Source organism: Stenotrophomonas sp. CASM110, assembly GCF_049384345.1.
In the GTDB taxonomy this organism is placed as follows: domain Bacteria; phylum Pseudomonadota; class Gammaproteobacteria; order Xanthomonadales; family Xanthomonadaceae; genus Stenotrophomonas; species Stenotrophomonas muris.
This window is the reverse complement of the sequence record NZ_JBMRGI010000006.1, coordinates 143,358-168,086: the sequence shown is the minus strand read 5'-3', so window position 1 is coordinate 168,086 and position 24,729 is coordinate 143,358. Positions and strand designations below refer to the sequence as shown.

The following is a 24,729-nucleotide window of genomic DNA, read 5'->3' as shown; positions in this document are numbered from 1 at the left end:
ACACGTGTGCTGATTGCGGCTTAATCCCCTCCGTCCCCTTTTCCGGGTCAGCGGTAGTTGTTGCGCAGGCCGTTCCAGCACTGCTGGTAATCGCCCTGGCGATGGCCGGCGGCCAGCGCCTGCGCGGTCGGGCGGATCACCGCGCGGGTCTCGAACATGAAGGCCATCGTGTCCTTGATCACATCGGCCTTGGACAGATCGGCATTGGAGGCCTTGTCGAAGGTCGGCGCATCCGGGCCATGACCGCTCATGCAGTTGTGCAGCGATGCGCCACCCGGCACGAAGCCTTCGGCCTTGGCGTCGTAGGCGCCATGCACCAGGCCCATGAACTCGCTGGCGATGTTGCGGTGGAACCACGGCGGGCGGAACGTGTTCTGCGCCACCAGCCAGCGCGGCGGGAAGATCGCGAAGTCCATGTTGCTGGTGCCGGGTGTGTCGCTGGGCGAATGCAGCACCAGGAAGATCGATGGGTCCGGATGGTCGTAGCTGATCGAACCGATGGTGTTGAAGCGACGCAGGTCGTAGCGGTACGGCGCGTAATTGCCGTGCCAGGCCACCACGTCCAGCGGCGAATGGTCGATCGGCGCGCGCCACAGGCGGCCCTCGAACTTGGCGATCAGTTCGAAATCGCCATCGACATCCTCGAACGCCGCGTGCGGGGTCTCGAAGTCACGCGGGTTGGCCAGGCCGTTGGAACCGATCGGGCCAAGGTCGGGCAGCTTCAGCAGCGCGCCGTAGTTCTCGCAGATGTAGCCGCGGCTCGGGCCATCGGGAAGTTCCACGCGGAACCGCACGCCGCGCGGGATCACCGCGATCTGCTGCGGCTCGATCTCGATCACGCCCAGCTCGGTCAGCAGGCGCAGTGCGCCCAGCTGAGGCACGATCAGCAGTTCACCGTCGGCGTCGTAGAAGTAGCGGCCGACCATGTCGCGGTTGGCAGCATAAAGGTGGATGCCCACGCCGGCATGCGCGTCGGGCGAGCCGTTGCCACCCATCGTGTACAGGCCTTCGACAAAGTCGGTCGGCAGCTCCGGCAACGGCAGCGGGCTCCAGCGCAGCTGGTTCGGTGAAGCCGGCTGTGCGCCGAAATCACACTGCAGCTGCGACTGCGCGAACGGAGTGAACTCGCCATGGGTCACCGCCGGGCGGATCCGGTACAGCCAGCTGCGGCGATTGCTGCCGCGCGGCGCGGTGAAGGCGGTGCCGGTCAGCTGTTCGGCGTACAGGCCGTGGGCCACCTTCTGCGGTGAGTTCTGCCCGACCGGCAGCGCGCCGGCGACGGCCTCGGTGGCGAATTCGTTGCCGAAGCCGGACTGGTAGCCGCGGGCGGTGATGGCGGGGGACATGGGAACTCCAGAGATTGCCGGCCAGCGGCCGGCACTACCATTCGGACAGGCAATGCCGGCGGGACGCCGACATTGCCTGCGGACCTTACAGCACGCCGCGGCGGATCTGGTCGCGCTCGATGCTTTCAAACAGCGCGGTGAAGTTGCCTTCGCCGAAGCCTTCGTTGCCCTTGCGCTGGATGATCTCGAAGAAGATCGGGCCAATGCAGTTCTGGGTGAAGATCTGCAGCAGCTTGCGCTGGTGGGTTTCCGGATCGGCGTCGATCAGGATCTTGTTCCTGGCCAGGCGCGCCACGTCTTCACCGTGGTTCGGCACGCGCTGGTCGATCACGTCGAAATAGGTTTCCGGCGTGTCGAGGAAATCCACGCCCTGCGCGCGCATCGCTTCGACGGTCTCGTAGATGTTCTCGGTGAAGCAGGCGATGTGCTGGATGCCCTCGCCCTTGTACGCGTCCAGGTACTCGTTGATCTGGCTCTTCGGGTCGGACGATTCGTTCAGCGGGATGCGCACGATGCCGTCCGGTGCGGTCATCGCCTTGGACACCAGGCCGGTCTTCAGGCCCTTGATGTCGAAGTAGCGGATCTCGCGGAAGTTGAACAGACGCTCGTAGTAGTCCGACCACTGCTGCATGTTGCCGAAGTACAGGTTGTGGGTCAGGTGGTCGATGAAGGTCAGGCCGAAGCCGAACGGGTGCAGGTCGGCCCCTGCGATCGGCTCGTAGTCGCCGTCGTAGATGCTGCCGGCGCTGCCATAGCGGTCGACCAGGTACAGCATGCAGTCGCCGATGCCCTTGATGACCGGCGCGCTGACCGCCTTGCTGTCCGGCTTGAAGGCGATGGCTTCGGCGCCGTTGCCCAGCGCGGTCTGGTAGACCTCCTGGCCCGGCTTCTTGAAGCGGATGGCAAAGCCACAGGCGCAGGGGCCATGCTTTTCGGCGAAGTCGGCGGCGAACGAATCGGGGTCTTCGTTGACCAGGAAGTTGACGTCGCCCTGGCGATAGACGGTAATCGGACGCTGCTTGTGCTTGAGCACCGCGCTGAAGCCCATCTTCCGGAAGTACTCGTGCAGCTCCTGGCCACGGCCGGCCGGGGCGGCGAATTCGACGAACTCGAAGCCGTCGATGCCCATCGGGTTCTCGAAGGTGGTGACCTGCATGCCGGGGTTGGGATGCGAGGCGGTCGGGACTGCGGTATTCATGGCGTGGCTCCGAATCGGTACCGCATCGGTACAAACCAGGTGCGGGCAGGTAGGGACCCGGCGAGAATGCAGGGTCTGGACCCACCCCTTATAGTTACACTTGAAACCACCAGCAAGGTGCACCGCAACATGAGCCCCGCCGATCCCGTTTCGACCCGCCTGCGTGCCTCGCACGTCCTGCTCGACCTGGAACAGTTCCTGCCGTACCGGCTGAGCGTGCTGTCCAACCGGGTCAGCGGCAACATCGCCAAGCTGTACGGCGATCGTTACGGTCTGGCGATCCCCGAGTGGCGGGTCATCACCATCCTGGCGCTGTACCCGGGCTCCTCGGCCAGCGAGGTCTCCGACCGCACGGCGATGGACAAGGTGGCGGTCAGCCGCGCCGTGGCCCGCCTGCTGGAGCGCGGCTTCATCAAGCGCGAGACCCACGGCGACGATCGCCGCCGCTCGGTGCTGGCGCTGTCGGCCGCCGGTTTCGAGGTGTACGAGACCATCGCGCCGATGGTGATCGAGATCACCCGCAAGCTGATGTCGGTGCTGAGCGAAGAGGAAGAGCAGGTGCTGGAAAAGCTGATCCTTCGCCTGGCCGGCGAAGGCCTGGAGCGGATGGGCGAAGGCGTCTGAAAGAAAAGGGGACGGAGGGGATTAAGTCGCATCAGGCACACCTGTGCTGATTGCGGCTTAATCCCCTCCGTCCCCTTTTTTCAGCTGAGGTGCTTGCGGCGTGCGTGGATCCACGGCACGGCCAGTGCTGCGATGGCGCCGCCGGCGAAGCCCAGCGAGGCGGCCACCGTCGCTGCTTCGACCGCCCCCGGCAGCGCCAGCGCCGCCGCCACCAGCAGCAACGACGGCAGGCCGACGAAGGTGCCCAGGAAGAAGTGCCAGCGCGGTGACCAGGTGTTGAGCTGCAGCAGGCTGACCGGCTGCCAGGCGTCAGAGGCGGCGTCCTCGGCGATCTTCGCCACGGCTTTGGCCAGGTCCACTTCCGGCAGCGCGCGCCCCAGGCGGGCGGTCGCCAGCAGCTCGGCCACCGCTTCCACCGGCGGGAAGCTGGACGGCCACGCAACCGGCGCCGGCACGCCGTAGGCGGTCAGCAGCGGCACGCTCAACCACGGCGCCACCAGCGGGCGCATGCGGCGGCGCCCGTGCACGCACCAGATCTGCGGCTGGCCGTGCGCAGTGACGCTGTACAGCGCCAGTTCGTTGGCCGGCGGATAGCCGAGCATGGTCACCCGCGCGGCCAGGCTGTCCTGGCCCATCGCGCGCAGGAAGCCGGGGCGGCTGCGACCTTCCTGCATCCACGCCAAGCCCAGTGCGCCCACCAGATACGCCTCGGCGACGTCCTTGCTGCCGGCCGTGGCGCGCTCGTCACTGGCCAGATACCACGCCAGTGATTTCGGTTCGGCCACATCGTCCAGGCCCCAGCGGCTGTCGTCACCCAACACATGGCGCACCGGCAGTCGCGCGGGGGCGGTCTCGCCACGCTCGCCGGTCTGCAGGAAGGGCAGCACGCCCTGGATGAAGGTGGACAGCTCGATCGCGCGCGCGCCGTGGCCCTGCCATTCGGGCGGCAGCAGCCCGGCCAGCTGGCCTTCGGCGGCCAGCGCATCAAGCCGGGACTTCTGCTCGACCAGCTTCTGCACCGCCCCCTTCAGCACCACGTTGTCGGGCAGCGCGATCTGCGGCAGGCGATGGCGTGGCGGCGCCAGTTCAACGGCGTCCTCGCCGGTGCCCGCGTCGTCCAGCAGGGCCTCCTGCGCTGGCAGGGTCACGCCCTCGCCTGCCCCACCCTCGGCCAGGTCGCTGGCGGGTTCGGGCAATCGTTCGGCGTGGTCGCTGTGCATGGGCGTTCTGGAAGGTTGCATCGACGGGATGTCGACTGAGGTCCTTGCCGGTAACGGCGTGCTCACGGTGAAGTTGAGACGCCGATTCAGAGAGTGTGACGGTGCGCGCAGTAGATCCGCGCCAGGCGTGGATGCGCCTCAGTGCCGACCAACGGTCGGCACCCACCGGGGTGGGCGGTCAGCGGTCGGCACCCACCAGAGCATGCCGGCCAGCGGCCGGCACTACCCTATTCCGGTTTGTCAGGCGCCCACTGCTTGAGGAAGGCACTCACCCGCGCAGGCTGGAACGCCTCGCCCCTGCGCAGCTCGCCGGTGGCCTGCGATACCAGCAGGCCGCCATCTGCATCGAGCACCAGCAGGTACGGGTAGTCGCGCGCCATCACAGGGTACTGGGCGAAGAAGGCGGTGTTGGGCTGCTCGTCGCTGGCGTTGACCTTCACCCACACGTAGTGGGCATCGCGGAAGCGACGCAGGTCGCCGTTGCCTTCCACCACGTCGTCCAGCGCCCGGCAGCGCTCACAGGCGGCGTTGCCGACCTCCAGCAGGATCCGCTTCTTGCCACGCTGGGCTTCCACCTTGGCGGTGGCCAGGTCGTCGGCGGGGTTGCGGGCCGGGTCGAACTGCGCGCCGAGCCCGGCGATGGCGGCGATGTCCGCCGCCACCGGGGTGTTGCCCGAGGCCACCGGTTCGCTGGGGTCAGCAACCGGTGGCTCGGTGGGTCGGGTATCCAGGGGCTGCGTGGGCTCGGCGGCGGCAGGCGGTTGCGGTTGCGAACAGGCGCCGATCAGCGCCGCACAGACCACCACCATTGCACCACCGAGCTTGCTGCGCATGCCTTCTACCCTCTCATCATTACTTGACGCCGTGCATCAGCTTGTTGATCAGCGGGGCGATCAGGAACAGCACCACGCCGGAGCCGATCAGGGCCCAGAACCCGAAGGTATACCCCTTCAGGGCCGACTCGACCGTCATGCCGCCTTCACCACTGACCACGCCGGCGAAGATGCCCGACAGGTTGTTGCCGATGCCGGTGGACAGGAACCAGCCACCCATGCCGAAGCCGACCAGGCGCACCGGGGCCAGCTTGGTCACCATCGACAGGCCGATCGGCGACAGGCACAGCTCACCCACCGACTGGATGACGTAGACCATGAACAGGGTCCAGAACGGGATCTTGCCGTCAACGACCATCTGCGACAGGGCGAACATCAGCAGCGCGAAGGCGGCGCCGTTGAACAGCAGGCCCAGGCCGAACTTGCGCGGGATGGACGGATTGGCGCGGCCCATGGCCACCCAGATCCAGGCAATGACCGGGGCCAGGGTGATGATCGCCACCGAGTTGACCGACTGGAACCACGCGGTCGGGAAGGTCCAGTCACCGAACTGGCGGTTGACGATGTTCTCGGCCAGGAAGGTGAACGAGCTGCCGGCCTGTTCGAAGAACATCCAGAACATCACGTTGAAGGCGAAGATGATCAGCATGGCGATCACGCGGTCGCGCTGCACCTTGCCTTCGCGGACGCCCTCGACCAGCAGCAGGATGGCCAGCGCGGTGAACATCGCGCCCAGGATCCAGGCCAGCGCGGTGGCACCGGTAGCCAGCAGGAAGTACGCCACCGGGATGGCGACCACGGCACCGGCCAGCACCATGATGATGCGGCCGAAGCCTTCAGCGCCGGCCGGCGGTGCACCGATGCCCTTCAGGCCGGCGCGACCGATGTAGAACCACACCAGCGAGATCAGCATGCCCACGCCCGAGGCGATGAACACGACCTTGTAGGACGGCATCGCGTCGGTACCGAACACCTTGCGGGCCAGGTACTCGGTCAGCACCGGGGCGATCATCGCGCCGATGTTGATGCCCATGTAGAAGATGGTGAAGCCGGAGTCGCGGCGCTCGTCCTTCAGGCCGTACAGCTTGCCGACCATGGTCGAGATGTTGGGCTTGAACAGGCCGTTGCCTACGATGATCGTGGCCAGGCCAAGCTTGAAGATGTGCTCCTGCGGCAGCGAGATCATGAACAGGCCGGCGGCCATGATGATCGCGCCGGTCAGGATCGAGCGCTGGTAGCCCAGTACCCGGTCGGCCACGTAGCCACCGAAGATCGCCGCGGCGTATACCAGGGCCAGGTAGGCGCCATAGATGCGGCTGGCGTCGCCTTCACCGGCAGCGCTGCCGTTGTAGAACTGGGCGACGATGTACAGCACCAACGCCCAGCGGATGCCGTAGAACGCAAAGCGCTCCCAGAACTCGGTCATGAACAGCATCCACAACGGGCGCGGGTGGCCCAGCGTGGTCTTGAAGTCCGGCAGCGCCGGCTCTGGGGTGTTCGCAGTGGCGTTTACGCTCATGCGGATTTCCTGGTTCGGTGGATGACGAGCACGTCCGCTGTGCAGTTGGAGCAACGCGCGAGGATCACCGACTTCTGCCGTTCACGTCAAATACACGCCGTTTGAGGCAGGTGCCAGCCTGCTCGCTGAACTTGCATCTGAAACGATCCAGCCAATGGCCGGGGTCCAAGCTGAATGGGGGTCAGCCCAGTTCTGCCGGGGGTGCCGCCTGCAGGCTGGTGCGCACCTGGAACAGTTCGGGGAAGAAGGTCAGCTCCAGCGCCTTGGCGAGGAAGCCCACGCCGGACGAGCCGCCGGTGCCGCGCTTGAAGCCGATCACGCGCATCACCGTGCGCATGTGTCGGAATCGCCACAGCTGGAAGGCGGTCTCCAGGTCCACCAGGTCCTCGCACAGCGCGTACTCGCGCCAGTAGCGGTCGGTGTCCTGGTAGATGCGCTCGAAGACCGGCTGCAGCGCGTCGTCGGCCACATGCGGCTGGGTCCAGTCGTGGGATTCGTACACCGCCGGCACGGCATGGCCGAAGCGGGCCAGGTACTTCAGGAATTCCTCGTACAGGCTCGGCGCCTCCAGCACGATGCGCAGCTGCGCCTGCCCGGCCGGGTCGTGCTCGAACACCTGCAGCATCTGCGCGTTCTTGTTGCCCAGCAGGAACTCGATGTAGCGGTACTGCAGCGACTGGAAGCCCGAAGACGGGCCCAGCACGTCGCGGAAACCCATGTATTCGGACGGGGTCAGCGTTTCCAGCACCGACCACTGCTCGGTCAGCTGGCGCAGCACCTGCTTGCTGCGCGCCAGCACCTTGCGGCACTGCCAGACTTCATCGCGCTGCAGGAAGCCGATCGCCGCACGCAGTTCGTGGCCGAGCAGCTTCAGCCACAGCTCCGAGGTCTGGTGCTGGATGATGAAGAGCATCTCATCGTGGTGCGGCGGGTTGGACAGCGGCTGCTGCGCGCTGAGCAGCTGGTCCAGCCGCAGGTAGCCGCCGTAGGTCAGGCGTCCCTGCAGGTCGGTGTGGATGCCGGCTTCGAGATCGCGTTGGTTGTTGTCGACGGACATGGGCGGGACCAGATCGGGGGCGGCAAGGGTAGCGCGTTGCCGCCGCGCTGGCAGCCGCCGGGTCCATACTGGGGCGTGCGGTGCCCCGTGGAGCAATGGCCGATGCGGGGCCTGCGCGTGGAACCGATCGGGTCGTTGCGCCAGCAGTCAGCCAGAGGCGTATTCTGATGCTTTGCAGCAACGACTGAATACGTTGTTGTTATTGGCCCCCCACCCGCCGGCAGGGGTAAAACAGGGCGTTGCCGTGTTGCGGCGCAGGAAGGCTATTCCGTACGCGTTCCTTAACATGGCGATTCATATCATTTGTAACTTCTCTGTCGAAGGTGCAGTACGCAATGACGGTTGCCGCTGAATTCAAGATCGAATACCTGCAGTACCTGGATACGGACGGCAAACTCGTCCGCGATGACCTGCCCGCGTCGCTGCGCGACCCCAAGGTCCTGGTACCGCTGTTCAAGCAGATGCTGTTCGTACGTACGTTCGACAGCAAATCCATCGCACTGCAGCGCACCGGCAAGCTGGGCACTTACGCCGCCTGCCTGGGCCACGAAGCCGCGCACGTGGGTATCGGCGCGGCGATGCAGAAGGACGACGTGTTCGCGCCTTCGTACCGCGAGTATGGCGCGATGTTCATGCGTGGCGTGCGCCCGCACGACGTGCTGATGTACTGGGGCGGCGACGAACGCGGCAACGATTACGGCGGCAACGCGGCCAAGGACTTCCCGTTCTGCGTGCCGATCTCCACCCAGTGCCTGCATGCCGCAGGCGCCGCGCTGAAGTTCAAGCTCAACAAGGAACCGCAGATCGCCGTGGCGGTGTGCGGCGACGGCGGCAGCTCCAAGACCGACTTCTACGCGGCACTGAATTCGGCCGGCGCCTACAAGCTCCCGCTGATCCTGTGCATCGTCAACAACGGCTGGGCCATCTCGGTCCCGCGTTCGGCCCAGACCGGTGCCGAAACGCTGGCGCAGAAGGGCCTGGCTGGCGGCCTGCACTGCCTGCAGGTGGACGGCAACGACCTGATCGCCGTGCTGGCTGCCATGGAGCAGGCGCGCGAACGTGCGCTGGCCGGCGACGGTGGCACCGTGCTGGAACTGATGACTTACCGCCTGTCCGACCACACCACCGCCGATGACGCGCGCCGCTACCGCGACGATGCTGAAGTGAAGGATGCCTGGCAGCGCGAGCCGATGCTGCGCCTGCGCAAGTACCTGATCAACGCCGGTGTGTGGAGCGAGGATGAGGAAAGCGCCTGGGTCGCCGAGTGCGGCAAGCGCGTGGACGAGGAAGTGAACCTGTACCTCAACACGCCGGTGCAGCCGGTCGAGGCGATGTTCGACTTCCTGTATGCCGATCCGCCGCCGGACCTGCTGGCCCAGCGTGCCCAGGCGATCGCCCTGGAGAAGCGCCATGGATGAGATCAAGAACGGCGCGCCCGGCGCGCACACCAACGCCGCCGACAGCGCTGCGGTCGCGCGCGGAGAAGAGAGCATGACCACCACCCCGATCACCCTCATCGAAGCCATCACCCAGGCGCTGGCCTGGGAGCTGGAACACGACCCGTCGGTGCTGGTGCTGGGCGAGGACGTGGGCGTCAACGGCGGCGTGTTCCGCGCCACCGCCGGGCTGCAGCAGCGCTTCGGCTCGGACCGCATCCTCGATACCCCGCTGGACGAAACCACCATCGCCGGCCTGACCATCGGCCTGGCCGCACAGGGCATGAAGCCGGTGGCCGAAGCCCAGTTCGACGGCTTCATGTACCCGATGGTCGACCATATCGTCTGCCACGCCGCACGCCTGCGTTACCGCACGCGTGGCCGCCTGCACTGCCCGATGGTGCTGCGCGTGCCGTGGGGCGGTGGCATCCGCGCGCCGGAACACCACAGCGAAGCCAACGAGGCGATCTTCACCAACGTGCCGGGCCTGCGCGTGGTGCTGCCGTCGTCGCCGCAGCGCGCCTACGGCCTGCTGCTGGCCGCGATCCGCGAGCCGGATCCGGTGATCTACATGGAGCCCAAGCGCATCTACCGCCAGTACAAGGAAGTGGTCGTCAACGACGGCGAAGCCTTGCCGCTGGACGTCTGCTTCGTGCTGCGCGACGGCACCGACGTGACCCTGGTGACCTGGGGCGCGCAGGTGAAGGAAGCGCTGGAAGCGGCGGACAAGCTGGCCGGCGAAGGCATCAGTGCCGAAGTCATCGACGTGGCCACGCTGCGTCCGCTGGACTTCGCCACCATCGCCGAATCGGTGGCCAAGACCGGCCGCTGCGTGATCGTGCAGGAGGCCCCGAAGACCGCGGGCTTCGGCGCCGAGATCGCCGCGCGCCTGGCCGAGGAATCGATCTACGACCTGCTGGCACCGGTCGAGCGCGTCACTGGCTACGACACCCACATTCCGCTGTTCCGCCTGGAAATGAAGTACCTGCCGAGCGTTGAGCGGATCGTGGCTGCGGCCAAGCGCGCGGTGGCGGCCGGCTGACATGCGGGCCCGCCTTCTGGGGGCTTACCGCAGCCAGTATCCCAACCCGCTCCGGTTCCGCACCGGCCAGATCGTCGAAGTAGGTGTCCGTGACGAGGAATGGCCGGCGTTTGCCTGGGTACGCACCAACGATGGGCGCGCTGGATGGGCGCCCATCGCCTGGTTGCAGCTGCTGGACGAGGGTCGCGCCGAAGCACTGTGCGACTACGACGCCCGCGAGCTGGATGTGGAAAGCGGCGAGATGGTGAAGCTTCATCACGAACACGGCGGGTGGTGGTGGTCCGAGCGCGCCAATGGCGCGACGGGCTGGCTGCCGGCCCGCGAACTGGAACTGCTGGAAGAGAACTGCAAATGAGCCAGACCAAGAACTTCAACCTGCCCGACCTGGGCGAAGGCCTGCCGGACGCGACCATCGTCGAGTGGTTCGTCAAGGAAGGCGATGTGATCAAGCTGGACGAGCCGCTGGTGTCGATGGAGACCGCCAAGGCCGTGGTGGAAGTGCCCTCGCCGTTCTCCGGCAAGGTGCTGAAGCTGTCCGGCGGCGCCGGCGACATCATCCCGACCGGCTCGGTGCTGGCCAGCTTCGAACTGGACCCGAACCTGCCGCAGCGAGCCGATGGCCAGGACACCGGCCACAGCCATGGCCACGCTGCACCGGCGGCCGCACCGACCCCGCCGCCGCTGCCGGCTGCGGCCGCTCCGGTTGCCGCCGAGGAGGCCAAGCCCGCCGCGGCCGAGCGCGATGACGCCGGTACCGTGGTCGGCGCGATGCAGAGCTCCAATGCCGTGCATGCCGAACAGGCGCTGGCCGTCGGTGGCGTCAAGGCCGTGCCGGCCGTGCGTGCGATGGCCCGCAAGCTGGGCGTGGACCTGAGCCGCGTGGCCGCTACCGGCACCGATGGCGCGGTCACCATGGCCGACGTCAAGCAGGCCGCCGCCAATGGCAGCGCCAAGCTCGGCGCTGCTCCGGCACCGGTTGCCGCTGCTGCCTATGCCGCGCCGGCCCCGGCGCAGGTGTCTGCCCCCGTGCAGAGCGAAGCCCGCACGCCGCTGTCCGCCGCCGGCAAGCCGATGCGTACCCAGCCGCCGGGCGTGGTCGCCAAGGGCCAGCCGGAACCGCTGAAGGGCGTGCGCCGCAACATGGCCCGCGTGATGGCCGATGCGCACAGCAAGGTCGTGCCGACCACGCTGAACGACGACGCCGACATCCACGCCTGGCTGCCGGGCAACGACGTCACCGCCCGCCTGGTGCGTTCGATCGTGGTCGCCGCGCAGAAGGTGCCGGCGATGAACGCCTGGTTCGACGGCGAAGCACTGACCCGCACCCTGCACGCGCAGGTGGACATCGGCATCGCCGTGGACACCGACGACGGCCTGTTCGTGCCGGCCCTGCGCAATGCCGACATGCTCGATGCACGCGGCATCCGCGAAGGCGTCAATCGCCTGCGCGAGCAGGTGGAATCGCGTTCGATCGCCGCCTCGGAACTGAGTGGCTACACCATCTCGCTGTCCAACTTCGGCATGTTTGCCGGCCGCTACGCGACCCCGGTCGTGGTGCCGCCGTGCGTGGCCATCGTCGGTGCCGGCCGTGCCCGCCACCAGATGACCCCGGTGATGGGCGGCGTGGAAGCGCACAAGGTGATCCCGCTGTCGGTCACCTTCGACCACCGCGCAGCCACGGGTGGTGAAGCTGCCCGCTTCCTGCGCGCGATGATGGACGACCTGGCACTGGCCAGCTGATCGGCCACCTGACCGGTGGGTGCCAACCGTTGGTTGGCACATGACTTGGAGAAAACGCCGGGCATTGCCCGGCGTTTTTTTTCCGGCATCCACGCATGGCGTGGATCTACACAATGCGGGCGATCAATCGCGCGCGACCATGCCTTCGGCGCGGCTGTACACACGCAGCCGGTGGCCATCAGGGTCGGCACCGACGAAGGTGTGGCCGAACTCCAGCGTCACCGGCGACTGCAGGATCTGCACGCCGAGCCCACGCCACGCATCGTGCATCTGCTGCACGGCCTCGGGGTTTGCGACCACCATCGCCAGTTCGGCGGCGCCTGCCTGCGCAGACACCGGCGGTTGCACGTCATCGCGTTGCCACAGGCCGAGTGCGGCGCCATCGCCGAGCAGGAACAGGGCGAAGCCAGGCGACTGCTCGACCGGCGGTTTGCCGAGGATGCCGCTGTAGAAGGTGGCGCTGGTGGCGACGTCGCGCACGTACTGCAGCAGGGTGCTGGGCATGAACATGGGGAAGCTCCGTTGTTGGGAGCGATCATGGTGGTACGGCCCTGCTGACAGATTCTGTCAGTAGCGGCGAGCGTGCTCTACTGCCGTCGCTCCTGCCCTGGTAGAGGCCGAGCTTGCTCGACTGCCGTTGCCACTGCCCTGGTAGAGGTCGAGCTTGCTCGACTGCTGTTCGCGAAGATCAAAGGCGGTCGAGCAAGCTCGACCCCTACCAGGAGCAAAGATCGAAGAGCAAAGAGCAAAAGCCGCCAACCCATCGCACCAGCAGCAGAAAGCGAAGCGCAATGACAGTCGAGCAGGCCCGACGCTACGAACGATCCAGCCAGTCCGGCGCGATGCCCTGCGCCTTCTGCCAGCGCCGCAGCAGCGTGGCGCGCGGTACGAGGTAGTGCTCCTCCAGCACGCGCACCTGGCGGATGCGATCCAGGCGGAAATGGCGAAAATCCTCGCGGCGCTCACACCACGCCGCAAGCATCGGCACCTCATCGAAGTAGCCCAGCGCGAACGGCCAGACGATGCGCTCGCTGCGCTGGCCGTGCGCGTCCTCGTAGCCGAACTTCAGGCGCTGCTGTGAACCGACAGCCTCTCGCACGGCCTGCAGACGAGCTGGGGGAACCTTGGCCGCCGCACGCGAAGGGCCCACCCGCAGGCCACTGTCACGCAGGGCCTCGCGCCGCGCTGCGGGCAACACATGGGCGATACGCGCCAAGGCATCGCGTGCGGCTTCGGCCAACGCGGGTTCGGTACGGGCCGCCACCCAGCGCAGGCCCAGCACCAGTGCGTCCATCTCGGCCGGTGGCAGGGTCATCGGCGGCAGGGTATCGCTCGGCGTCAGCTGGTAGCCGACGCCGGCCTCGCCGCGCAGGTCGGCGCCCTGCTCGCGCAGGGTTTCGATATCGCGGTACAGCGTGCGCAGGCTGATGCCCAGCGCGTCGGCCAGCACCTGGCCGGCCACCGGCCGCCGATGGCGGCGCAGCAGCTGTTGGAGCTGGGTCAGGCGCAGCGCACGCGACATCAGCCGGCCAGTGCGCTCGATGCCACCACGTGCTCACCCGGTTGCGGGGCCAGCGCGGCCTCGACCAGCGCCTTGGCGATCTCGCTGGCCGGGTTGATCCGCCACGCCCGTGGCAGTACCGGCCCCAGCACGCCCAGCACCTTCAGCGCGAGACGCTCACCGCGCCGCACCTCGTTGCGCTCGCCACCGATCAACCCTGGGCGGACCAGGGTCAACGAGGTGAAGCCCAGCGCGCGCAGATCGCGCTCCAATTCACCCTTCACCCGGCTGTAGAAGATCGACGACCGCGGATCGGCACCGGCTGCGGAATTCAGCACATAGGTCTGCGCACCCTGCGCCTGCGCCAGACGGGCGAACGCCAGCGGGTAATCATGGTCGATGCGATGGAAGGCCTCGCGGCTGCCAGCCTGGGCAATGGTGCTGCCGAGCGCGCAGATGACCGCGTCCACGCCCGCCCACCCGGCGGCGGCGGGCAGCGCATCGAAGGCCAGTACCGGGTTCTCCAGCTTCCCGTGGGCTGCGCCCAACGGGCGACGGGTCGGGGCGATCACGGCGCTGCAGCGCGGGTCGTCCAGCAGCCGGGGCAGGGTCAGCCCACCGACCAGGCCGGTCGCCCCCAGCAACATCACGCGCATCACCACCTCCACTGCGGCATCCTGTCGCCCATCCTAGCCGTTCAAGCCGTCGGCGGCCGCGCCGATATGCTGGAACCAGTCCCTGCCAGCCCCCAGGATTCGCTCCATGACGGACCAGCCCGACCACCGCCCTGCCCCCGGTACCGCCCTTGGGCCGCCGGCACGCGTGCGCGCGGTGGTGGACGATGGGCTGGGCGACCGCGTAGTGCTGCAGGGCGGCGGTGGCGTGGCGCTGCAGCAGCTGTTCGCAGGCGCCGACGCGCCGGAACCGCTGCTGGCCGCGTTCGCCAACGGCATGGCCACCCTGCCCGGCGAGCTGGGCGACATGGGCGACCGCCTGCAGTCGGCGCAGGCCAGCGCCGATTGGCCGCGCTACGGGCGCGCGATGCGCCAGTTGATCGACAAGTACATCCGCACCATCGAACAGCATTCGCCGGATGGGCAACCCGAGAGCCTGCGCCTGTCCGAGCAGCTGCGGCTGCTGCTGGGCGGCGCGGTGGTGGCGCTGCTGCAGCACGACCCGGACCTGCGCGAACAGGCGCAGGCACTGGCCATGCACCTGCGCCAGTGGCAGCCAGGCACGGCGCTGGAACCGATCGAGCAGGGCGTGCGCGAACTTGGCCACCAGGTCGGCGTGCGCGCCGAGAGCTGGCAGGAGCAGCAGGCACTGCTGCTGGAGCTGTTCGCGCTGCTGCTGGACAACGTGAGCGAGCTGCTGGATGACCGCAGCTGGCTGCAGGGCCAGATCGCCGCGGTACGCCAGCTGCTGGACGGGCCGTTGGAAGCTGAAGCGGTCGAGCGCACCCGCGCCGAACTGCGCGAAGTGATCTACAAGCAGGGCCTGCTGCGCCAGGGCATCGACGATTCGAAGGCGGCGATGCGCGGGCTGATGGGCGAGTTCATCGAGCGCATGGATGGCATGGCCACCAGCACCGGCGAGTACCACGATCGCATCGGCAGCTACGCACTGCAGCTGCGCGAGGCGCGCAGCATCGCCGACCTCAACCAGCTGCTACAGGACGTGATGCGCGACACCGGCAAGGTGCAGCAGCAGGCCGCGCAGGCGCGCGATCACCTGGCCAACGCACGGCAGGAAGTGGAGCGTGCCGAGCAGCGCATCGCCGAGCTGGAGCAGGAACTGCGCGCGGCCGGTGACCTGGCACGCATCGATCCACTGACCCAGGCGCTGAACCGCCGCGGCCTGGACGAACTGCTGCAACGCGAGCTGGCCCGTGCCGCACGCAACAACTCGCCGCTGGGCGTGGCGGTGATCGATCTGGATGATTTCCACCAGACCAACGATGCACATGGTCATGCCGGTGGCGATGCACTGCTGCAGCACCTGGTGGCCGTCTGCAAGCTGCTGCTGCGCGCCACCGATGGCATCGCGCGGCTGGGCGGCGACGAGTTCGTACTGGTGCTGCCGGAAACCCAGGGCGCCGACAGCATGGCCACGGTGCAGCGCCTTCAGCGTTCACTGGCGCATCGCGTGCTGACCGTGCAGGACCGGCGCGTACCGGTGCATTTCAGTGCCGGGCTGGCGCAATGGCAACCCGGCGACGACACCGAAACCCTGCTGCGGCGCGCGGACGACGCGCTGTATGCCGCCAAGCGGCAGGGCAAGAACCGCGTGCAGGCAGGCTGACCGTCCGGCCCGCAGCAAACTACGTTGGTAGATGCCAAACTTGGTTGGCACACGCAGAAACAAAGCGCCGACCAAGGTCGGCCTCTACCCGGCGACCCGCCGGCGATGATCCCGACCACCCTGAACCGCTTTGGTAGGTGCCAACCTTGGTTGGCACACGCAGGAAACAAAGCGCCGACCAAGGTCGGCCTCTACCGGGGAACCCGCCGGCGACGATGCCGACCACCTTGAACCGCTTTGGTAGGTGCCAACCTTGGTTGGCACGCGTGGGAAACAAAGCGCCGACCAAGGTCGGCCTCTACCGGGAACCTGCCGGCGACTACTTGCCGCGCAGCTTCTGGAACCCGGTCACCGCCGCCAGCACGATGGCGCCGGCGATGATGCCCACCACCATGTTGCCCGCCGCGCTGACCAGCCAGCCCCACTGGCCCTCGCCGCCCAGCGCCTGTACTGCGTGGTGCAGCGCCGGCACGTTGTGCACCAGGATGCCGCCGCCGACCAGGAACATGGCAATGGTGCCGGCCACCGACAGGAACTTCATCAGCCACGGTGCCGACGCGACCAGGCCGCGACCGAAGGCGGCAACAGCCCCACCCTTGCGCGACAGGTACAGGCCCACGTCATCCAGCTTGACGATGCCCGCCACCAGCCCATAGACGAAGACCGTCATCGCCAGTGCAACCACGGCCAGCGTGACCAGCTGGTTGGTGAACGATGCGGTGGCGACCACGCCCAGGGTCAGTACGATGATCTCGGCCGAAAGGATGAAGTCGGTGCGGATCGCACCCTTCACCTTGTCCTTCTCCCACGCGACCATGTCCACCTGCGCGTCGGCCAGCGCCCTGCGGCGTTCGGTCTGGCGCTCGGCATCGTCGTCGGCCGAATGCAGGAAGCGGTGCGCCAGCTTCTCCACGCCCTCGAAGCACAGGAAGGCACCACCGATCATCATCAGCGGCACGATCAGGGGCACGTTCCAGCCGCGGCTGTGCAGCCAGGCTTCCAGCGCACTGATCGCCAGGGCCGCCGGCACCAGGATCACCTTGTTGACCAGCGAGCCCTTGGCCACCGCCCAGACCACCGGCAGTTCGCGGTTGGCGTTGACCCCGGTGACCTGCTGCGCGTTGAGCGCCAGATCGTCACCGAGCACGCCGGCGGTCTTCTTCGCGGCGACCTTGGTCAGCACAGAGACATCGTCGAGCAGGGTGGCGATATCGTCGAGCAGGGCGAACAGGCTGGCACCGGCCATGGGGCGTCCAAGAAAAGGAATAGGCGGATTCTGACCGATCCGGTGTGGACTGCGGAAGACACCGGGTTCACCGCATGCCCACCGCCCCCGGGCGACACTGCGGAATCCGGACATTGCCGGCCCGCAGCCGGCGCTACCTGTCTTCGTCGCATGGGAGTCCCGCTTGAGCAATCCGTCCGCCGCCAATGGCAATCCCCCGCTGGTCAAAGGCATGAGCCGGCGCAGCCAGATCCTGCGCCTGCTGATGCGCTACCGCCATTCGGGCGTGTTCTCGGGCATGAACCTGGATGCGGCAAGCAACCAGGCCGACGTGCCCGCCGACGGCAATCCGGAACAGTTCGTCAGCGACCTGGAAGCGTTGGGGCCGACCTTCGTCAAGCTGGGCCAGATGCTGTCCACGCGGCCGGACATGGTGCCGGTGGAGTTCGCCACGGCGCTGGAGCGCATGCAGGAGAAGGTGGCGCCGATCCCGGTCGAGCGCATCCACGCGATCATCGAGCAGGAACTGGGCGTAGGGGTGAACAAGCTGTTTGCCTCGTTCGATCCCGAGCCGTTGGGCTGTGCTTCGATCGCGCAGGTACATCGCGCGGTGCTGCACGATGGCCGCCAGGTGGCGGTGAAGGTGCAGAAGCCTGAAGTGGCCGCGCAGCTGCGCTCGGACCTGGAGGCACTGCGCAGCTTCGCGCTGGCCGCCGATCACCTGACCCAGGTCGGACGCCGCGTGCGCCTGCGCGACTGGCTCAACGAGTTCGCCAAGACCCTGATGCAGGAGCTGGACTACCACGCCGAGGCCGAGAACCTGGCGCGCTTCGGACGGCACCTGCGGCCGTTCCGCCGGTTGTGGGTGCCGCAGCCGATCTGGGACTACAGCAGCCAGCGCGTGCTGACGATGGAGCTTGCCACCGGCGTGCGCGTGGATGCGATCTCCGGCGTACGCCGCACCGAGCAGGACATGGACCCGTTGGCGGCGGCGCTGATCCGCGGCTACCTGGACCAGATCTTCGTGCATGGCGAGATCCATGCAGACCCGCACCCGGGCAACCTGCGGGTGATGCCCGACGGCCGGCTGGCGATCTTCGACCTGGGCATGGTCGCGCACATGCCGCCGCGCCTGCGCGAGCGTCTGCTGAAGATCCTGTTCGCGGCGGTCGACGGCCGTGGCGAGGAAGTGGCCGATGACCTGATCAGTATCAGCACGCGGCTGGAGGCCTTCGATGAAGAGCGCTACCTGCGCGAAACCGGTCAGCTGATCGCGCGCTATGCGGCCAGTGGCAGCTTCTCCGAAGGCCGCGTGGTGCTGGACATGGTGCGCATCGCCACCGCCTGCGGCCTGCGCACGCCGCCGGAACTGAGCCTGCTCGGCAAGGCCCTGCTCAACCTGGAAACCGTGTGCCGGCTGCTGGCGCCAGAGCTGGACACGCGCCGCATCGTCGAGCGCCAGCTGCAGCACGTGATGCGTGCGCGCCTGAAGAAGTCGCTGTCTGCAGCCAACATCGCCAGCGAGGCGATGGAGCTGCAGCAGCTGCTGCGTGATGGGCCGCGCAAGCTGTCGGACATCATGGCGCTGCTGGCCGAGAACCGCCTGCAGATGAAGGTCACCGGCCTGGAAGAATCGCGGCTGATGGAGAACCTGCAGAAGATCGCCAACCGCGTGGCGGCCGGCATCATCAGCGCCGCATTGATCATGGCCGCCGCGATGATGATGAGGATCGACACCGGCTGGCACCTGTTCGGTTACCCGCTCATCGCCCTGATCCTGTTGTTCATCGGCGTGGTGCTCGGCCTGGGCATCGTAACCAGTGCATTGCTGTTCGACCGTCGTGCGCGGGCACGCGAAGAACGTGGGCATCGCTAGCGCATCGACGAAAACGCCCGTATTCATGCAGTTTTTAATGCAATCCAGCTACCCCTTTCACGCTCGTTTTACCTTCTGAGCGCGATTACGCGCGCGTCATTTCAACAAACATTTCAGTCAGGTTCGTGCATGCACTATCGGGTCATCGGCCTGTCACATGCATGTGCTTGCGGCAGCGCCGGTCGGATGGACACGCGTCGGTACGACGTCCATCACCACCACCCCGTCACTGCCGAAGCTGCCTATGCTCTGGATACTGCTGCTGTCGTTGTTGCTGTTGTGCTGGTTGTTCCTCGCGTCCGACAAGTGGGTGTGGTGGAAGGCCGGCGCGTTCTCGCTGCTGCTGCTGATGCTCAGCGCGTGGTGGCTGATCGACAAGCTGTCCGGTGATGGGCTCAATGCCGCCACCCTGTACCACCTCGGCGCCGACATGGAAGGTGCCGGTGTCTCCGACTTCAAGGGCTACATCGCCGGCTTCATCGTGTTGGCGCTGGTCTCGCTGCTGCCACTGTTCGCCACACGGGTGAAGCGCTGGCGCCGGCCCGGCCACGGTGGCGCGTTGTTCGCCGGTTTCGCGGCCGTGTGGGTGGCCACGATCATGATCAGCCCGCTGGCCCGTGACGGCCAGCGCCTGTACCAGCAGCTGCGCCCGGTCGACTTCGCCCGCATCGCCCCTGAGTACCAGGTGCCGACGCAGCCGCTGCAGCGCCCGCGCAACATCGTCTGGATCTACGGCGAAAGCCTGGAACGCACCTATCTGGACGAGGCCGTGTTTCCCGGCCTGATGCCCAACCTCAACCGCCTGGCGTCCGAGTCGCTGGACGTGCGTGGGCTGGCCTCGGCCGAAGGCAGCGGCTGGACCATCGCCGGCCTGGTGTCGTCGATGTGCGGCGTGCCGCTGACCACCTCGCAGGGCGATGAAAACAGCATGGACCGCATGGGCAGCTTCCTGCCCAAGGCGGTCTGCCTGGGCGACTACCTGAAGCAGCAGGGCTACACCAACCATTACCTGGGCGGTGCCAACGGCCAGTTCGCCGGCAAGGGCCAGTTCCTGGCCAGCCACGGTTTCGATGAAGTGCACGACCTGGCATGGTTCAAGCAGCAGAAGAAGATCGGCCGCATCCACTACTCGGCCTGGGGCGTGCACGACGACGTGCTGCTGGATACCGCCTACCAGCGCTTCGAGCAGCTCTCGCGTGCCGGTTCACCGTTCATGCTGACCACGTTGACCATGGACACCCACCACCCGGCGGGCCACCTGCCGGTATCGTGCAAGGGCGAGCGCTACCAGAGCCAGTACGGCAACATCAACATGCTCAACGCGCTCAAGTGCAGCGACCGGCTGATCTCGCAGCTGGTGCAGCGCATCCAGGCCAGCCCGTACGGCAAGGACACGCTGATCGTGATCGCCTCCGACCACCTGGCGATGCCCAACGATCTGACCCACATCCTGACCCGGCAGAAGCGCGAGAACCTGCTGCTGTTCCTGGGCGATGGCATTGCCCCGCAGCAGCTCAGCGCCGACGCCGGCACCACCCTGGATTCGGGTGCCACCCTGCTCAGCCTGCTGGACCCGAACCTGAAGACGATGGGCTTTGGCCGCTCGCTGATCGACAGCCAACGCGCACCCAGCGCCAGCGTGGCGGCCCGGCGCGATGGTGGCCGCGACTACCCGCAGTACCTGGCCTTCGCCCGCTCACTGTGGCTGGGCGAACCGACCCGCGAACTGAAGATCGATGGCGATGACCAGGTAGTAGTCGGCCTGCAGCACGTGCAGCCGCCGGTGCTGCTGGAGTACGACAAGGACTGGGGGCTGAAGTCGGTCTACCTGGAGAACACCTCGCGCCAGTTCGATGACGCGGATCCGGACAACACGCTGGCCTATGTTGATCGCTGCACCGCATTCGAGGACGGCTCGGCCGACGGCGACTGGTGTGCGCTGCTCGTCAACCGCGACAACGGCATCAAGCTGTACCGCGACAATGACCTGCGCGGCGGCATCGCGGTCGATGCACCGCTGGACGCATTCCAGGGCCCGCGCCCGAGCGTGCGCCAGGCGCACATGATCACCCAGAAGGGCCGCCGCACCCGTGCCGGCCAGTACATGCTGCAGCTGGTGGCGAGCACGCGCCCGGATCGCGGTTTCTGGATCGAGGCGGTGTCCTCGCAGCGCAAGGTGGTGCTGGCCCAGCAGTGGGTGCAGCCCGATGCCGACGGCAAGATCAACGTGTCGTTCGGGCTGGACCACGAAGTGGATGATCTGGAGATCCGCGCGTGGTTGAACCATGCCGAGAAGCTGGCGGTGGATACGTTCGCACTGGTGCCCTCGCGCGGCCGACCACGGGGATAGGGTTCTTTGCAGGGCTGCGCCCTGCACCCGCGGTAGTGCCGGCCGCTGGCCGGCAACCTCAGAAGCAACGGCAACAGCGTGCAATCCGTGGTTTGGCGGGGCGGTGTCGACCTTGGTCGACACACTCTGTCAGATATCGAAAATCAAGATGGGGTCAGATCCGTTTTCCTCCGGAAAACGGATCTGACCCCAAGAGCATTTCCGACAGATCGCGGGAAACTGTCGAAGCCGGGGTGGGTCCGGTTGCGGGAGTGTCCGCGGCATGGATGCCGCGGCCAAGCCCCCATGGGTGAGGGCGCTTTGCTTGCGAAGCACTGCTTCGCAAGCGCCCGAACGCACAGCCGCCAGCGGCTGGGCCGGCCTGGGGGTTTACGGCGTCTCCCGCAGCCGGACCCAACCCGCCACCTCACGGAATGCACGCTGTTGCTGTTGCTGTTACTTTGGCCTCGGCGGGTGCAGGGCGCAGCCCTGCCAAACCCTACCCCTTGGCCATTGCCTGCCACCACTGCGACAGCAGCTCCGGCCTGCGCAGGCGCTCGCGCCACCACCGCAGTGCCGCGCCGTCCTCGCCGGTGCGCCAGGCCAGCCAGAACGTTTCCTCCGGCTTGTGTTCCTCCACCTCGCGGATCACCAGCTGGCCACGCGCCACTGCAGCGCGCGCGCACGGCTCGGGCAGGAAGCCGAAGCCCACACCTTCGCATTGCAGCTTCAGTTTGCTGGCCATGTCAGGCACGGTCAGCATCTCCTGCCCCATCAACAGGCCCACCGTGCGCGGCAGCAACCGCCGCGCCGAATCAGAAACGGCGATCGCGCAGTGCTCGACCAGCTGCTCGCGACCGAGCACGCCCGGCACCTTGGCCAACGGATGATCCGGTGCGACCGCGAACACGAACTCCACCGTGCCCAGCGGCTCGACCACGTAACCACCGCCACTGGGCCCCTCGCCCGGCGCCCCGACCAGCAGGTCGGCGCGCCGGTCCAGCAGGGCCTCCCAGGTGCCGGACAGGGCCTCGCCGATCAGCCGCAGCCGGGTCGGCGCCTCGGCCTCACGAAACGCGGCGATGTCCGGGCCCAGCAGCCAGGTCGGGAACACCGAGTCCACCGCCAGGGTCAGTTCGGTCTCCCAGCCCGACGCCACCCGGCGCACCCGCAGCTCCAGCTCGCGGGCCGCACGCAGGAGATGGCGCCCCTCGTCCAGCAGGGCGCGTCCGGCCTCGGTCGGTTCGGCACGCGGGCCGACCCGGTCGAACAGCTGCACGCCCAGGTCCTCCTCCAGCTTGGCCACAGTGTAGGAAATGGTCGAGGGCACCTTGTGCAGCGCCTTGCCGGCGCCGGCAAAAGAGCCGCGGCGGTCGATGGCATCCAGGATCTGCAGGGCATCGAGGCTGAGCTTGAGCATTCGAATTTTTCGATGATGGCCGTCAAAACTATCCGTTTTTCAAACCCCGGGCGCAAGCGGATACTTCTCTCCAACGGGGAAACACGGCAACTACCGCCTCACCCCGCCCCATCGAAACCATCGAACAAGGAGATTCCATCATGCTGCAGATCCGCAAGAGCGCTACCCGTGGCCTGGCCGAGCATGGCTGGCTGTCCTCGCGCCATACCTTCTCCTTCGCCAACTACTACGACCCCCGCTACGTCAGCTTCGGCCCGCTGCGGGTGATCAACGAAGACAAGGTGATCGGCGGCCAGGGCTTCGGCACCCATAGCCACAGCAACATGGAGATCGTTTCCTATGTGCTGGGCGGCGCGCTGGAGCACAAGGACTCGATGGGCACCGGCTCGGTGCTGCGCTACGGCGACGTGCAGCGCATGAGTGCCGGCAGTGGTGTCAGCCACAGCGAATTCAACCACTCGGCCGACGAGACCGTGCACTTCCTGCAGATCTGGATCTTCCCGGACCGCGAGAACATCACGCCGTCCTACGAGGAGACCCACTTCGCCCCGGAGACCAAGCGCGGCCAGCTGCGCCTGATCGCTTCGCCGGACGGCGCCGACGGTTCGCTGCGCATCCACCAGGATGCCCGCATCTTCGCCACCATCCTCGATGGCGGCCAGAAGCTGCACCACGCGCTCGGCAATGGCCGTGGTGCCTATGTGCAGGTTGCCCGAGGCCAGCTGCAGGTCAATGGCATCACCCTGGAAGCCGGTGATGCACTGCAGGTCAGCGACGAAGCGCAGCTGACCCTGGAAAACGGCAACGACGCCGAAGTGCTGGTGTTCGACCTGCCGCTGTAACCACAACGCCCGCGATGCCGCAAAGCATCGCGGGCGCATTTCCGTAGAGCCGAGCCCACGCTCGGCTGCGGTGTGACAGCCAGCCGAGCGCGGGCTCGGCTCTACAGGACCCGCGTCAGAACCTGTACGTCATCGCCAGCCGCACATTGCGCGGCTCACCCCAGGTGTAGGTGCTGTACCAGCTGAAGATCGTGTAGTAGCGCTTGTCCAGCAGGTTGTTGACGTTGAGCGTCGCCGACAGGCGATCACTGAATTCATAACGCGCCATCGCATCCAGCAACCAATACGGTTGGGTGCGATGTACCACCTTGGCCTGCGTGGCCGGGTTGGTGATCTCGCCGAAGGTGGAATCCTGTCGTGCGGTGCGACGCGCCGCGCGGGCTCAGCCGCCGATGGCGGCGCAGGCCTCCAGGATCAGCGCGGTCACTTCCTTCGGCTGCGAGGCCAGCGAGGCATGGCTGGCATCCAGCTCCAGCAATCGCTTGGGCTGGATGCGCGTGGCCATGGCCTTCTGGTTGTCCGGCGCGATCATGCGGTCTTGGCGGGACAGCTGGTACCAGCTCGGCTTGTGCTTCCAGGCCGGATCGCTGACCGCATCACCGAAGGTGCTCGCCAACGGCGCCTTCTGGGTCACCGCCATCACCCGGCCCTCGTCGGCGCTCAGGTCCTGGCAGAAGCTCTCATGGAACCTGTCCGCACGCAGCCACAGGTAGCCATCGCTGTCGGGTGCCAAGTTCGGCGCTGCCTCCGGCAGGTGCTGCTGGGTGATGCCACCGGGGCTCTCGCCGGCATCAGGCGCGAAGGCAGCGATGTAGACCAGGCCCTTCACGTTGGGCTCGCTACCGGCCTGGCTGATCACCGCGCCGCCGTAGGAGTGGCCGACCAGCAGCACCGGCCCGTCGATCTGCCGGATCATTTTCCGGGTGCGTCCTGCGTCGTCGGCCAGCGAGGTAAGCGGCAGTTCCACCGCCTGCACACGGTCGTGGCCGTTGCGATGCAGTTCCAGGATCACCTTGGCCCAATGTGCGGCCCCGCCCCAGAATCCATGGACAAGGAGGATGGTCGGTGTCGTGCTCATGTACAGGTCTCCGGCAGCGGCCGGCGGGATGCCGACTGTGCAGCCACTGTCCGTGCGTGGCGTTAATCGCTGGTGACGCAATCGGGTCACTGCAATCGTATGCGTCGTTTGATGTCGTGCATGGCACTTGCCGACCTGGCCT

General features: G+C 67.0%; 20 protein-coding genes and 2 pseudogenes. 9 read left to right on the top strand and 13 right to left on the bottom strand.

Annotation, left to right across the window (positions count from 1 at the left end):
• Nucleotides 1-47: 47 nt before the first annotated feature.
• Nucleotides 48-1,346 carry a homogentisate 1,2-dioxygenase gene (gene hmgA, locus VG561_RS07000; protein WP_032957134.1) on the bottom strand — a complete coding sequence of 433 codons (1,299 nt, stop codon included), beginning with the start codon at nucleotides 1,344-1,346 and terminating at the stop codon, nucleotides 48-50.
• Between the two features lie 85 nt (nucleotides 1,347-1,431).
• Complete coding sequence (gene hppD / locus VG561_RS06995) at nucleotides 1,432-2,544, bottom strand: 4-hydroxyphenylpyruvate dioxygenase (protein WP_014648684.1); 1,113 nt, start codon at nucleotides 2,542-2,544, stop codon at nucleotides 1,432-1,434.
• A gap of 129 nt (nucleotides 2,545-2,673) precedes the next feature.
• Between hppD and VG561_RS06990 the strand changes: the two genes are divergently transcribed.
• Nucleotides 2,674-3,168: a MarR family winged helix-turn-helix transcriptional regulator gene (locus VG561_RS06990; RefSeq protein ID WP_014648685.1), complete on the top strand. Its 495-nt coding sequence runs from the start codon at nucleotides 2,674-2,676 to the stop codon at nucleotides 3,166-3,168.
• 80 nt (nucleotides 3,169-3,248) lie between these two features.
• Here VG561_RS06990 and VG561_RS06985 read toward each other — a convergent pair whose 3' ends face one another.
• The 4 genes from VG561_RS06985 to VG561_RS06970 form a co-directional block, all read right to left on the bottom strand.
• A complete protein-coding gene (locus tag VG561_RS06985) occupies nucleotides 3,249-4,388 on the bottom strand; it encodes a hypothetical protein (RefSeq protein WP_049404535.1) in 1,140 nt (379 codons plus the stop codon).
• 227 nt (nucleotides 4,389-4,615) lie between these two features.
• Nucleotides 4,616-5,221, bottom strand: a complete 606-nt coding sequence (locus tag VG561_RS06980; RefSeq protein ID WP_014648687.1) for a thioredoxin family protein — start codon at nucleotides 5,219-5,221, stop codon at nucleotides 4,616-4,618.
• A 19-nt stretch (nucleotides 5,222-5,240) separates the two neighbouring features.
• Entirely contained in the window at nucleotides 5,241-6,740 is a 1,500-nt protein-coding gene (locus VG561_RS06975; RefSeq protein ID WP_014648688.1) for a peptide MFS transporter, read from the bottom strand.
• Between the two features lie 181 nt (nucleotides 6,741-6,921).
• A complete protein-coding gene (locus VG561_RS06970) occupies nucleotides 6,922-7,797 on the bottom strand; it encodes a tryptophan 2,3-dioxygenase (RefSeq protein ID WP_014648689.1) in 876 nt (291 codons plus the stop codon).
• A 335-nt stretch (nucleotides 7,798-8,132) separates the two neighbouring features.
• On the opposite strand from VG561_RS06970, the gene pdhA reads away from it, so the two are divergent.
• From pdhA to VG561_RS06950, 4 genes are read left to right on the top strand one after another with little or no spacing between them, the layout of a single operon-like run.
• Nucleotides 8,133-9,215, top strand: coding sequence for a pyruvate dehydrogenase (acetyl-transferring) E1 component subunit alpha (gene pdhA / locus VG561_RS06965; protein WP_014648690.1), 1,083 nt, complete (start codon nucleotides 8,133-8,135; stop codon nucleotides 9,213-9,215).
• Complete coding sequence (locus tag VG561_RS06960) at nucleotides 9,208-10,275, top strand: alpha-ketoacid dehydrogenase subunit beta (protein WP_005414714.1); 1,068 nt, start codon at nucleotides 9,208-9,210, stop codon at nucleotides 10,273-10,275. Before pdhA ends, VG561_RS06960 begins: the two co-directional genes overlap by 8 nt.
• A 1-nt stretch (nucleotide 10,276) precedes the next feature.
• Nucleotides 10,277-10,630, top strand: a complete 354-nt coding sequence (locus VG561_RS06955) for an SH3 domain-containing protein (protein ID WP_012512332.1) — start codon at nucleotides 10,277-10,279, stop codon at nucleotides 10,628-10,630.
• The gene (locus VG561_RS06950) at nucleotides 10,627-12,015 is read left to right on the top strand and encodes a dihydrolipoamide acetyltransferase family protein (RefSeq protein WP_046432903.1); all 1,389 of its coding nucleotides are present in this window, start codon (nucleotides 10,627-10,629) and stop codon (nucleotides 12,013-12,015) included. Before VG561_RS06955 ends, VG561_RS06950 begins: the two co-directional genes overlap by 4 nt.
• A gap of 123 nt (nucleotides 12,016-12,138) precedes the next feature.
• Here the strand turns inward: VG561_RS06950 and VG561_RS06945 are convergent, their stop codons facing one another.
• The 3 genes from VG561_RS06945 to VG561_RS06935 form a co-directional block, all read right to left on the bottom strand.
• Nucleotides 12,139-12,525 carry a VOC family protein gene (locus tag VG561_RS06945; protein WP_423179488.1) on the bottom strand — a complete coding sequence of 129 codons (387 nt, stop codon included), beginning with the start codon at nucleotides 12,523-12,525 and terminating at the stop codon, nucleotides 12,139-12,141.
• A 304-nt stretch (nucleotides 12,526-12,829) separates the two neighbouring features.
• Nucleotides 12,830-13,537 (bottom strand): helix-turn-helix transcriptional regulator, encoded by a 708-nt coding sequence (locus VG561_RS06940; RefSeq protein ID WP_423179487.1) that lies wholly within the window; start codon nucleotides 13,535-13,537, stop codon nucleotides 12,830-12,832.
• Entirely contained in the window at nucleotides 13,537-14,172 is a 636-nt protein-coding gene (locus tag VG561_RS06935; protein ID WP_195840040.1) for an NAD-dependent dehydratase, read from the bottom strand. The genes VG561_RS06940 and VG561_RS06935 overlap by 1 nt, the downstream gene beginning before the upstream one ends.
• 106 nt (nucleotides 14,173-14,278) lie before the next feature.
• Here VG561_RS06935 and VG561_RS06930 point away from each other — a divergent pair, with 106 nt between their 5' ends.
• A complete protein-coding gene (locus VG561_RS06930) occupies nucleotides 14,279-15,817 on the top strand; it encodes a diguanylate cyclase domain-containing protein (protein WP_423179486.1) in 1,539 nt (512 codons plus the stop codon).
• A 319-nt stretch (nucleotides 15,818-16,136) separates the two neighbouring features.
• On the opposite strand, the gene VG561_RS06925 is transcribed toward VG561_RS06930, so the two are convergent.
• Complete coding sequence (locus VG561_RS06925) at nucleotides 16,137-17,063, bottom strand: DUF808 domain-containing protein (RefSeq protein WP_075076651.1); 927 nt, start codon at nucleotides 17,061-17,063, stop codon at nucleotides 16,137-16,139.
• A gap of 205 nt (nucleotides 17,064-17,268) precedes the next feature.
• On the opposite strand from VG561_RS06925, the pseudogene VG561_RS06920 reads away from it, so the two are divergent.
• Both VG561_RS06920 and VG561_RS06915 read left to right on the top strand, forming a co-directional pair.
• Nucleotides 17,269-18,918: pseudogene (locus VG561_RS06920) on the top strand (ABC1 kinase family protein); the annotation flags it as partial.
• Between the two features lie 244 nt (nucleotides 18,919-19,162).
• The gene (locus VG561_RS06915) at nucleotides 19,163-21,268 is read left to right on the top strand and encodes a phosphoglycerol transferase I (protein WP_169411313.1); all 2,106 of its coding nucleotides are present in this window, start codon (nucleotides 19,163-19,165) and stop codon (nucleotides 21,266-21,268) included.
• A 478-nt stretch (nucleotides 21,269-21,746) separates the two neighbouring features.
• Here the strand turns inward: VG561_RS06915 and VG561_RS06910 are convergent, their stop codons facing one another.
• Nucleotides 21,747-22,667, bottom strand: a complete 921-nt coding sequence (locus VG561_RS06910; protein WP_046429929.1) for a LysR family transcriptional regulator — start codon at nucleotides 22,665-22,667, stop codon at nucleotides 21,747-21,749.
• 140 nt (nucleotides 22,668-22,807) lie between these two features.
• Here VG561_RS06910 and VG561_RS06905 point away from each other — a divergent pair, with 140 nt between their 5' ends.
• The gene (locus VG561_RS06905) at nucleotides 22,808-23,509 is read left to right on the top strand and encodes a pirin family protein (RefSeq protein WP_014646736.1); all 702 of its coding nucleotides are present in this window, start codon (nucleotides 22,808-22,810) and stop codon (nucleotides 23,507-23,509) included.
• 115 nt (nucleotides 23,510-23,624) lie between these two features.
• Here VG561_RS06905 and VG561_RS06900 read toward each other — a convergent pair.
• A pseudogene (locus VG561_RS06900) lies at nucleotides 23,625-23,867 on the bottom strand (TonB-dependent receptor domain-containing protein); the annotation flags it as partial.
• A gap of 24 nt (nucleotides 23,868-23,891) precedes the next feature.
• Complete coding sequence (locus VG561_RS06895; RefSeq protein ID WP_014646735.1) at nucleotides 23,892-24,587, bottom strand: alpha/beta hydrolase; 696 nt, start codon at nucleotides 24,585-24,587, stop codon at nucleotides 23,892-23,894.
• Nucleotides 24,588-24,729 lie beyond the last annotated feature (142 nt).